The sequence below is a fragment of the uncultured Dokdonia sp. genome, assembly GCF_947492535.1.
Lineage (GTDB): Bacteria > Bacteroidota > Bacteroidia > Flavobacteriales > Flavobacteriaceae > Dokdonia.
The window spans coordinates 329,052-340,962 of sequence record NZ_CANLNH010000001.1; the positions used below are offsets into that span (position 1 = coordinate 329,052).

Genomic DNA, 11,911 nt, shown 5'->3' on the forward strand with positions numbered 1-11,911 from the left:
TCTAACCTTTAAAACAATAATGAATTGTAGTAGGTAAAGATTTGGTTTAAGTCCTTATCTTTTTTGAAAGATAATTTTTCCTTATTGGCAAAGGCTAAAATTTTGGAAGATTTTTGGCCAAATAATTGTAGAATTTCAGATTTTTTTAACTTAATCTCTTTAAAGTCTTTATTCGAAGTGTAGTAATATCTTGATTTTTTCGAATATTTATTTTTACTTACAATATAACCGCCAGCATTTTCAGTTTCTTTTATTATTAAAGTATAGTCTCTAAGTAATTTGATGTTTTCAGAAGCATAAATAACTTCTAAATATCGTCGAGATTTGTTTATAGGATTATAAGTGCTAATAAATACTTTATTTTTAAAAAGTATTTCTTTATAGTTTATAACATCTAATAAGTAAATGGTTTCCTCTGTTGCCAAGGCAAAAGTACCTTTTTCAAGATTGTAATTAGCGTTATTTAAGGTTTGGTCTTTTCCTTGTTTTCTTTTTATAACTATTGGATTTTCCCAATTTTTAAACATAAACTTACTTCCTTCAATTTCCTTTTTTTTTAAAATTACAGTAAAAGGTGTATTGCTTCCTGGAGTGCCTTCATTTGTGAATTCAGAAAATGCTTGGTTGGAAATTAAAGAATTGTTTTTTCTTCTTACGTCTTCTTTGTTAAAATTCTTTTTATCCTCTTTTGAAGGTGTGTTTTTTTTCTCTTGGGCTTGTATTGATATGCCAAGTGTTAGAATTACTAGTAATATGAACCTTTTTTTCATGATCTTTTTTTTAAGGATATTAATTATTTCAAAAAAAAAGCTGGACTTATATATATTGTAAGTCCAGCTTTTTTATTTCATATGTTATTTTTAAAATTCTAAAACAACAGTATTAGAATTAAAAGGAGGAGCGAAAGTTCCATTATCTAAGGTGAAAGAAATCTGACCTATACAAGATAATATTTGCCCAGTAATAAGGGTTGTTCGTGTCGGAACACCTCCATTATTAAATGAATTTCCTAGTGGAAGATCTTCTGTAGTTTCTTCTGGTGTTGCAGTTCCTGTAGCTAATCCAGTTTCTAAGTCTACTGTCAATATGATATCACTACTTCCTATATCTGGTGATAAACCACCTATAATAGTGATTTGATCACTTCCAGGTCCCATGACAACGGTTCTTGGATCTGAAAAAGTAGCATCTACTCCAAAAGCCTCTAGTAAAGGATTTGATGTAGTGACACCTTCCCCTACAACTAATTCAAGTTCTACTGTTGGGCATGCAACGGTAATTCCTAATTCTTCCGAAAGATTACTAGTTTCTAATAGTTGGGCTCCTTCTACAGATTCCAACACTAAAGTTAAAACAGCATCAGTTTCAGGGAAACTACTAGGAATAGGTGTGTTAATCACTAATTCTCCTATAAAACTACCAGCAGGTATCACTCCTGTTAAAGATGGTATATTGTAAAATGAAGATTCTAGAGTAGTGTTATCCATGTCGATAGAAACAGTATAAGATCTGTCAGAATCAGAAAGTGTTGAAACACCAATGTTAACGATATTAACTACATCTTCTACAGGGTTGAAGGTAAGCACAGTCCCACCATTAATTTGAGCGATGGAATTAGCAGGGTCATTTACATCTAAAACTATAGAGTCGTCTTCATTACAACTAACGACAAGTAATAGTGTTAGTATGAAGCTTATTTTATATAAATATTTCATTTTCATTTTCATTTTTTCTTAATTAATAACCAGGGTTTTGATCTGCATCTGAAATGCCATCATTTGCGAAGATTTCAGCTTGCGGAATTGGAAAAGTAAACCTGAAACTTCCGGCTTCTAAATTACAAGAAGTAGCTGGCCTGTCTACTCCTGAACAATCATCATCAATTCGATTAATGGCTCTGTTATAGCGCTTGAGATCTAATAAACGATGTCCTTCAAATGCTAATTCGACTCTTCTTTCATTAAGGATTTCATCGATAGCTTGATCTAAGTTTGTATAATTTGCCGGAGTTGTTATATTGCTACCTCTTGTTGTGCGTAATTGATCAATATCATTACGGGCATCAGATAGATTCCCTAAAAGTGCATTAGCTTCTGCTCTTATAAGTAGCATTTCTGAAGATCTAAATACTTTTATGTTGTTAAGTGATAGTAATTCTGTAGAACCTAAATATTTTCCTACAATTTGATCATCTCCATCAGCTATACGCTCTGTTATTTCTGTTTCATTATCAATATTAGTGTTGAATCTATCTTGACCTGCTAAGGATAGTTGATTGAATAAATCAACAGAAGTTGAGAAAAATACATCTTGATTAACATCGCTAAAAATTGTTCCAATTCTACCATCAAATTGATCTCTTTCTATTTGGAAAATTGTCTCAGTAGGAGTGGTAGGAATGTCTTGATCTACTCTAAACATATTGATATAATCATTTCCAGATACTAAAGGAACTTCAGTTAGTATTTGAGTAGTAAGATTTACGGCATTCGTTAAGTTGTCATTACCACCACTATAAATAGCAACTCTTGCTTGTAAAGCACGAACAGCATTTATGTTAAATCTATTTACATTTAAATTACTTCCAGATAATAAATCTGCAGCCATAGTTAAATCTTCATTTATTTGTTGCAAAACTTCCCCTACTGAACTTCTAGGGATGTTTAGATCATCTACGCCCACTTCTTGTACTGAAGTTACAAGAGGTACCCCTGGAGATGAAGGATCAAATGATGGTGCAAACATGCGTAATAAATCAAAATATTGCCAAGCTCTTAATGCTAAGGCTTCTCCCATTATTTGTGTGGTTGAAATTTCACTACCAGGGCTTGTTGTAACATCATCAATAGCTCGCAATACTCTGTTAGCATTATCAATGGCGTCATAGGCAGAATTCCAAATTCCAAGAGGCTCTCCAGAGCCATTGGTAAGTGTGAATGAATGCGCTTGAAGTCCTTGTCCTCTGTTTCCTTGACCTATACGAACTTCATCGGCTCCTAGACTATTTATAGATATGATTCCATTGTAAGATCCGATAGAATTGTAGGCTCCTAACAGGAAGCGTTGTAAGTCTTCGGTAGTTTCTATAGATCCATTTTCGGAAAGAATGAAATCTCTGTCAAATTCTGTAAAATCATCGCAAGATATAAAGCAGGTAACTGCCATAACTGCAATAATTATTTTATTAAATAGTTTCATTATTTTTTATTTTTTGTATTAGAAATTTAAGTCAAGTCCAATGGTATATTGTTTTGCATTTGGAAACTCAAATTGAGAAATGTTATTGTTGTCTTCAGGGTCTAAGCCGCCAAAGTTTGTAAATGTCAAAACGTTTACACCTCTAGCATATATTCTAGCACTTTGTAAAAATGTGTTTTTCAATAAATCTGGTGATAACGAATAAGCTAATGTGATGTCTCTTAGTCGTATAAAAGATGCGTCTTCTAGATCTTGATTTGTAAATTGACGTTGGGTAGCCACACCATTTACACTAGGTGCAGGTATTTCTGTGATGTCCCCTGGATTTTGGAAGTAATCTAAAATGGTGACAGACTGATTTAATCCAGATCCTAGGAAATTGAAATTCTCTAAGAAGAATGATGTATTGTTAAATCGTGTAACTTCTGCTTGGAATGAGAATAATGTAGACAGCGAGAATCCTTTGTAGCTAGAAGAAAAACCAAATCCTCCAGTGTATAGGGGTTCTGAGCTTCCAAAACCTGTCCTAGCATCATCTGCACTAAATACATTGGTGATATTTCCATTAATATCTCGATAAAGAGGTTCTCCGTTAGAAGGATTCACTCCAGCAAATTCGTTAATAAAATGTGATCCTAACTGTTCGCCAACACGTACGATACTAGTTCCGTTAACAAATTGATCAATTTGTGGACCTAAGTCAGTTACACGTCCGAAATTATAAGATGCATTTCCGTAAATATCAAAATTCCAATTTTGGTCATTATAAATATTATAATCTAATTTTAACTCAAGTCCTTGATTTTTTATAGATCCAATGTTGGTATTTACATTAGTGTCTCCAAAAGCTGCTGGTAATGTAAGGTTAACAGCTAAATCTTCTGTATTAGAGACATAGTAATCAAAGGTTCCGCTTAATTTACCTTTCCATAGGCCAAAATCTAATCCAACATTAAATTGTTCTGTAAATTCCCAACGAGAAGTAGTATTAGCTAATCCAGCAGTTACTAGTGTTGGTACTCCTTGAAAAATAGGATTTGCTAATTGCTGTATGAAAGCATTGGCTCCAGCACTTGCGTCATTCCCTGTTGTTCCAAAGCTGGCTCTTAATTTTAATTGGTCGATCCAAGTTACATTTTCTAAGAACCTTTCATTGTCAATGCTCCATCTTCCAGATACAGAATAAAATAAGATGTTGCTGAATTCTGGATCAATACGTGAAGATCTATCGCTTCTAATAGAAGCTGCAAACCCATAACGATTGTCATAACTATATCCTCCAGTTGCAAAATAAGAATTTAAACTATTTCTAGATCGTATACCATTAGTTGTAGGGATGATTCCATTATCAACGGTTCCTTGCGTAATAGCAGCTTGAAATCCGAAAAGAGCAGGCTCTAATCCGAAGCCAGTAAACCCGCTAGTTCTTAGGTCTCTATTGTTAAGTTCCCAAAATATACTGAAGTTTACATCGTGTTTTTCATTAAAAGTATCAGCATAATTCAACTGAAGTGTAGATGTGAAATTGAGATCTCTAACAGATATTTCTTGTTGACTACCAAATAAGTTAGAATCTGCGTCAGTAATTGCAGGGATAGTCTGTCCTCTGAATGTGTTTGGATTGAAGGCGTTTACGTTAAAATCATCCTCAAAATCAATCCCTACATTATATCCTATATTTAACCAATCGGTAAATTTGTAATTAAAACGTGCAGAAGTTATTAATTTCAATTGTTCATTTTCACGTATTCCATTTTGAAGATCTTCTAAAACATTAGGAGCTAATCTAGAAAGCGTTGGATTTCCAGTATTAAAAGTTCCATCATCGTTAAATACAGGTACTGTTGGATTTCCTAAAAATGGAATTAGAAACGGATTTGCAAGATTTACACCTCCATTACTAGGTACATTATTAGTTCTTGAAAAACCTAATGATGTATTGATGTCAAATTTAAATCTTTCATTTAATTGATGCGTAAGATTTAATCTTGTTGTAATACGTTGTAAATCTGAATTTGGGACAGTTCCTTCTTGTTCAAAATAGGATAGAGATGTAAAGAATCCTGTTTTTTCAGACCCACCAGTTGCTGATACTTCATGGGAAAATGTTCTACCCGTTCTTAGTAAAGCATCTTCAGGGCTAAACCCGTTTAAATCGCTTACTTGTTGACTTATTTGTTCATCAGTAAGATTCCCTGCGCCATTTAAGCCTAAATCTCTACTTAACTCCAAGAACTGTCTAGCATTTAATACATCTACATTTAATGAAGGTGCTTCAGAAACTCCTGTAAAAGTTCTTACTGCTATTTGAGTTTTACTAGATCCGATTCTCCCTTTCTTGGTTTCTATAAGAATTACTCCTGCAGCACCTCTAGCTCCATATAAACTTGTAGCTTGTGCATCTTTTAGTACAGTAACACTTTCGAAATCATTTGCATTCAGTGAGGCAAAACTATTTGGATCAATAGTAATACCATCTACAAGAAATAAAGGCTGTGAATTCCCAAGAATAGAAGAGGTACCTCGTATTCTGATACGTGCAGCAGTTCCTGGTTGACCAGAACCTGAAGAAATTTCAATACCAGTTGCTCTACCTTGAAGAATTTGTTCAAAAGATGCTAAAGGTACTTGAGCCAAGTCTTCAGCTTTTACAGTTGATGTTGCTGCAGTAACAGTAGATTTTTTTTGCGAACCATAAGCAACTACAACGACCTCGTCTAGCGCATTATCTTTCTCTAAAAGAATACTGATTAGTGATTTGTTGCCAACTTGAACTTCCTGGTCTTTAAAACCGACGTAACTTATGACGAGAACGTCAGTTGAAGCTACATTTTTGAGAGTAAAATTACCATCAAAATCAGTTTGAGTTCCTCTGTCAGAGCCTTTAACAATAACGTTAGCGCCTGGTAAAGGGCCGTTTTCTTCGAGAACAGTTCCTGATACTGTTCGTTGTTGTGCAAACGCAGTTTGCACTGCCAGTACTAAGAATAGTACTAGCATTGAGCATAGTTTCTTTTTCATTTTTCTTAAATTACAATTTTTCGATAAAAATCACAATAAAAAGTGATTTATCCAACTATTTATTGATAAATATTGACTTTTTTCGTGTTTTTAATGAGTTATCTACAAAAATATAGAGATTTTCAGAGTGTAATTATGAGCTTAAGTGTTGGTTTACTGCTTGTTTGGTCAGGAACACCTTGTCTGTAGGCATAATCTTTACAATGTTTCAATATTTAAAGTCGATTTACACAATTTTTTAAAAACACGTTTTAAGTCATTGTTTGTTGTTCGAGATGAACATGAAATAGGAAAGTGGTGCTTTCTCGAGATTTTTCTATTTCATTATAAATTTTGTGGTTTTTTGACGGTTTGTAGATAACGCCGATAAAGCTTTACTTTTATCTTAATTTTAACTTAAAATAGGGGTAATTATATTTAAAAACGTATCGCTAATTGAAAATGAAGCTTTGTGTTAGAAAATCTAAAAGTTTGATTTTCAGTTTTTCCATTAGCAATATTAATCTTAAAAATGCCAGCTTTGGTTCTAAGTCCAGCTCCAAAGCCAAAACTTATTAGTTTTTCTTTTTGATCAGAGATATCATTTTCAAAGTAGGCTAGGTCAATAATACTGTGTACATATATGCTAGAGTTTAACACATATCTATATTCTGTATTTAAAGTACTAACCAGATTTGCAAAAATGCTGTTTTCTTCAAATCCTCGTATGCTGGTGATTCCTCCAAAACGATAAAGTTCATTGGTAAGGTATGTGTCTGAAAGAAGTACTTGTGTTTTGTTGTTTAGGTAGATTTGGTTGGTTTCGTTCAGCTTAAATATATGACTCGTTAGTGAGTTGAAGCTAATTTGTTCTTCTTTTTTTTCTGTAGAAGATCTGTTTCCGACTTCACCTTCTAATGTAAAGTGTGTTTTAACAGGATAGAAAAAGTCTGATTGTAGTTTTGAAAATGAAAAACTACCAAGAACTCTTTGTTGTGTGTAGTCTTCTATGATTTCGTTATCGGTGTTGGTAGACTCGATAAGATCTTCAGATTGTTTTGATTTGTAGCCTAAAGAAATGGTGCTGTTTGGGTTAACTTGGTAAAATAAACTCACCTCTTGGCTGTTTTCAGAAAATGTGCTGTCTTTTCTAAATAATGATAATTGTGTTTCAACTCCTAGTGGACTTCTAAATAAATAAGGCAATGAGGCCTTTACATTTAGTTGTGTTTGGTCATCGCCATCACTCTTATAATTTAATAGTAATGTTTCTCCGTAGTTAAGGTTGTTTGTTAAGATAAGGTCTATATACCCGTCTAGTTGCAATCTGTTAGTCTCTTCATTCGTAGCAAAACCTAGAAAGCCATCAAATCGGTTGTTCACTTTACGCTCTAGGTAAAAGTAAATGGTAGTGCTGTCTTTTGTAAATAAAACTTGAGGATCTTTTTTTGAAGTGATAAAACTAAGATTGTTTAATCGTTCATTTTGTTCAAGTAATTCTTTTTGGTTGAAAACTTTTCCTTCTCTTATTCTTGCGTAATATTTTATATAACCTCTTGGGGCTTTTTTGTATCCATTAATAATAATGCGATTTGCATAGCGATTTACGTCTTGATTTATAGAAAGTTTTCCTGAAAGTGTGTTTATGTTGTCTTTGGATATTGATGTGATTTGAAAACTAGTAAAAGGATTTCCGCTATTTGCAGCTATAGAGGTTAAATTTTCTAAAACCGCTTTCGCGAAAGCGGTCTCAATAAGAATACTGTCGTTCTTAATAGAGAGGTTGGCTTCCTTAAGGTATGTTTTAGTAGATGTGTCTTTTCCTACGTAGATTCTCACATATTTATATCGCTTACCTAAATGCATTGCTGATGCATACAAGGAGTCGTTAATTTTAACTCTTTCTTCAGTGATGTCTATGTAGCCTATTTTTGAAAGAGAGCTTTTTAAGCTATCTATTGTTTTAAATAAAGGAATAAGTTCCTTGAATGTTTTTTGATATCCTATGCTGTCAATTATTTCTGTCTCAGCAAGCGTTTTACCTTTAATACTAAGCAGTAGTTTTCCTTCTTGAGATTGGCAATAGGAAATACTGAAAATATATAGAGTAAAAAAGATGTAGATAATGCGTCTCAAATAGATTTGATTTTTAATGTAAAGCTAACGGTTTTTGTAGGTAAAAAGTGTTTTTAGATTTAATTTATGGGAAACCATTATAAAATAAGTGAGTTATTATTTGATTAATCTCAAAATAATTGTACTTTTGCAAGCCCTTAGAGAAGGGTTAGTTAATTTTTAACAAAATTTAGGTAGAAAGAAATTATGCCAACAATTTCACAATTAGTACGAAAAGGAAGAGCCAAAATAACCAAGAAGAGTAAATCGGCTGCTTTAGATTCGTGCCCACAACGCCGCGGCGTATGTACTCGTGTTTACACGACTACACCTAAGAAACCAAACTCGGCTATGCGTAAAGTTGCGCGTGTTCGTTTAACAAATGGTAAAGAGGTGAATGCATACATCGGAGGTGAAGGACACAATCTTCAGGAGCACTCGATAGTATTGGTTAGAGGTGGAAGGGTAAAAGATTTGCCAGGAGTTAGATATCACATTGTACGTGGAGCTTTGGATACCGCAGGTGTTCAAGGAAGACTACAGTCAAGATCTAAATATGGTGCAAAACGCCCTAAAAAGTAAATCATCAACACTTTTAAAGAGAAGAAATGAGAAAAAGACAGGCCAAGAAGAGACCACTTTTACCAGATCCACGCTTTAACGATCAGTTAGTGACTAGATTCGTTAATATGATGATGTGGGATGGGAAAAAATCGGTAGCTTTTAAAGTTTTTTACGATGCAATTGATATCGTAGAAGAAAAGAAAACAGACGAAGAGAAAACTGCACTTGAAATGTGGAAAGATGCATTATCTAATGTAATGCCACACGTTGAAGTTCGTAGTCGTCGAGTAGGAGGGGCAACTTTCCAAATTCCAATGCAAATCCGTCCAGATCGTAAGATCTCAACTGCAATGAAGTGGTTAATTGGATATGCAAGAAAAAGAAACGAAAAATCTATGGCTTCTAAGCTTGCTGCAGAAATATTAGCTGCTGCAAAAGAGGAAGGTGCTGCTGTAAAAAAGCGTGTTGATACACATAAAATGGCAGAAGCAAACAAAGCATTCTCACACTTTAGATTCTAAGAAATGGCAAGAGATTTAAAATTCACTAGAAATATTGGTATTGCTGCGCACATTGATGCAGGAAAAACTACTACTACTGAGCGTATTCTTTATTATACAGGTGTAAGTCATAAAATTGGAGAAGTACATGATGGTGCTGCGACAATGGACTGGATGGAGCAAGAGCAAGAGCGTGGGATCACGATTACTTCTGCTGCAACTACTTGTGAGTGGAATTTCCCACTTGAGAATGGACAAAAAACTCCAGATACTAAAGGATATCATTTTAATATTATTGATACTCCAGGTCACGTTGATTTTACGGTTGAAGTAAATCGTTCATTACGTGTTCTTGATGGGTTAGTATTCTTATTTAGTGCGGTTGATGGTGTTGAGCCTCAGTCAGAGACTAACTGGAGACTAGCTGATAATTACAAAGTGCCACGTATTGGTTTTGTAAATAAAATGGACCGTCAAGGGTCTAATTTTCTTGCTGTTTGTCAGCAGGTGAAAGATATGTTGAAGTCTAATGCAGTGCCAATTGTATTGAATATTGGTGATGAGGCAGACTTTAAAGGAGTTGTCGATCTTGTAAAGAACCGTGCTATTGTATGGCATGATGAAACACAAGGATCTACTTTTGATATCATCGATATTCCTGATGATATGAAAGAAGAGGCTCGTAAGTATCGTGCTATGCTTATTGAAGAGGTGGCAACGTATGATGAAAATCTTCTTGAGAAATTCATGGAAGACGAAGATTCAATTACAGAAGAAGAAGTGCATGCTGCACTTCGTGCTGCTGTAATGGATATGGCAATAATCCCAATGATTTGTGGTTCTGCATTTAAGAATAAAGGAGTTCAGTTCCTTCTTGATGCGGTATGTCGTTACCTGCCTTCTCCTACTGATAAGGAGGGTATTGTAGGGATGAACCCAGATACAGAGGAGGAAGAAGTGCGTAAGCCAGATGTAAAAGAGCCATTTGCTGCTCTTGCATTTAAAATTGCTACAGATCCTTTTGTAGGGCGTTTAGCATTTTTCCGTGCATATTCAGGTCGTTTAGACGCTGGGTCTTATATCTTAAATAACCGTTCAGGTAAAAAAGAACGTATTTCTCGTATATATCAAATGCACTCTAATAAACAAAATGCTATCGATTATATCGAGGCTGGAGATATTGGAGCGGCAGTTGGATTTAAAGATATTAAAACTGGAGACACAATGTCTTCTGAGAAGCATCCTATTGTTCTTGAATCAATGGACTTCCCAGATCCAGTAATTGGTATCGCAGTAGAGCCTAAGACAAAAGCTGACGTAGATAAACTAGGTATGGCGCTTGCTAAGCTTTCTGAAGAAGATCCAACATTCCAAGTAAAAACAGATGAAGCTTCAGGACAGACTATTATTTCTGGAATGGGTGAACTTCACTTAGATATTATTGTAGATCGTCTTAAGCGTGAGTTTAAGGTGGAAGTGAATCAGGGTCAACCACAAGTTGAGTATAAAGAAGCGATTACTGCAAAAGCAGATCACCGTGAAGTATACAAAAAGCAGTCTGGAGGTCGTGGTAAATTTGCAGATATCGTATTTACTATTGAGCCAGCAGAAGAAGGTAAAGTAGGTCTTGATTTTATTTCTACAATTAAAGGTGGTAACGTTCCTAAGGAATTTATCCCTTCTATTGAAAAAGGATTTAAAACAGCAATGATCAATGGTCCTTTAGCTGGATACGAAGTAGATGCTATGAAAGTAACATTGACTGATGGATCTTACCATGATGTAGATTCTGATCAGTTATCTTTCGAACTTGCTGCAAAATTAGGATTTAAGAACGCTGCAAAAGCTGCTAAGGCAGTAATTATGGAGCCTATTATGAAACTTGAGGTGATTACTCCTGAAGAAAATATGGGTGATATTGTAGGGGATCTTAACCGTCGTCGCGGTCAAGTAAGTGATATGGGAGATCGTGCTGGAGCAAAAACTGTAAAAGCGACTGTGCCACTTTCAGAAATGTTTGGATATGTTACTACATTGAGAACATTATCTTCTGGACGTGCGACTTCTACAATGGAATTTTCTCACTATGCAGAAACTCCTTCTAATATATCAGAAGAAGTAATTGCAGCATCTAAAGGAACAAATTAATTTACTAAGGATATGAGTCAAAAAATAAGAATCAAATTAAAGTCTTACGACCACAACTTAGTAGATAAGTCTGCTGAGAAAATCGTAAAGACAGTAAAAACGACAGGTGCTGTAGTAACTGGTCCAATTCCACTTCCTACGCATAAGAAAATTTTTACGGTACTACGTTCGCCACACGTAAACAAAAAATCTCGTGAACAATTTGAGCTAAGCTCTTACAAGCGTTTACTAGATATTTATAGTTCTTCTTCAAAAACGATTGATGCGTTAATGAAGTTAGAGTTGCCTAGTGGAGTTGAAGTAGAGATAAAAGTGTGATAGATTGAGTACGCTTTCGCGAAAGCGTACTCATCACTATAAAATGTCCTGAGCTGCGTGCGAAGGAA

Annotated in this window: 9 protein-coding genes; 4 read left to right on the forward strand and 5 right to left on the reverse strand. The window is 34.6% G+C overall.

The annotated features are described in order from the left end of the window. Positions 1-8 precede the first annotated feature (8 nt). From Q1A60_RS01465 to Q1A60_RS01485, 5 genes are all read right to left on the reverse strand, one after another. Positions 9-770 carry a hypothetical protein gene (locus tag Q1A60_RS01465; RefSeq protein WP_299763251.1) on the reverse strand — a complete coding sequence of 254 codons (762 nt, stop codon included), beginning with the start codon at positions 768-770 and terminating at the stop codon, positions 9-11. Between the two features lie 90 nt (positions 771-860). Then, positions 861-1,715, reverse strand: a complete 855-nt coding sequence (locus Q1A60_RS01470; RefSeq protein WP_299763254.1) for a hypothetical protein — start codon at positions 1,713-1,715, stop codon at positions 861-863. A 22-nt stretch (positions 1,716-1,737) separates the two neighbouring features. Beyond that, on the reverse strand, positions 1,738-3,198 hold the full coding sequence (locus Q1A60_RS01475) for a RagB/SusD family nutrient uptake outer membrane protein (protein WP_299763256.1): 1,461 nt from the start codon (positions 3,196-3,198) through the stop codon (positions 1,738-1,740). An 18-nt stretch (positions 3,199-3,216) separates the two neighbouring features. Next, complete coding sequence (locus Q1A60_RS01480; protein ID WP_299763258.1) at positions 3,217-6,219, reverse strand: TonB-dependent receptor; 3,003 nt, start codon at positions 6,217-6,219, stop codon at positions 3,217-3,219. 417 nt (positions 6,220-6,636) lie between these two features. Beyond that, a complete protein-coding gene (locus tag Q1A60_RS01485; RefSeq protein ID WP_299763260.1) occupies positions 6,637-8,334 on the reverse strand; it encodes a hypothetical protein in 1,698 nt (565 codons plus the stop codon). Between the two features lie 186 nt (positions 8,335-8,520). On the opposite strand from Q1A60_RS01485, the gene rpsL reads away from it, so the two are divergent. Genes rpsL through rpsJ form a run of 4 tightly spaced genes read left to right on the forward strand, consistent with a single transcriptional unit; the run spans position 8,521 to position 11,843 of the window. Next, entirely contained in the window at positions 8,521-8,895 is a 375-nt protein-coding gene (rpsL, locus tag Q1A60_RS01490; RefSeq protein WP_089373255.1) for a 30S ribosomal protein S12, read from the forward strand. A gap of 26 nt (positions 8,896-8,921) precedes the next feature. Continuing rightward, complete coding sequence (gene rpsG / locus Q1A60_RS01495; RefSeq protein ID WP_089373254.1) at positions 8,922-9,398, forward strand: 30S ribosomal protein S7; 477 nt, start codon at positions 8,922-8,924, stop codon at positions 9,396-9,398. A 3-nt stretch (positions 9,399-9,401) separates the two neighbouring features. After that, positions 9,402-11,525 (forward strand): elongation factor G, encoded by a 2,124-nt coding sequence (gene fusA / locus Q1A60_RS01500; protein WP_299763264.1) that lies wholly within the window; start codon positions 9,402-9,404, stop codon positions 11,523-11,525. A 12-nt stretch (positions 11,526-11,537) separates the two neighbouring features. Then, complete coding sequence (gene rpsJ / locus Q1A60_RS01505; protein WP_013073266.1) at positions 11,538-11,843, forward strand: 30S ribosomal protein S10; 306 nt, start codon at positions 11,538-11,540, stop codon at positions 11,841-11,843. The last annotated feature ends 68 nt before the right edge of the window (positions 11,844-11,911 follow it).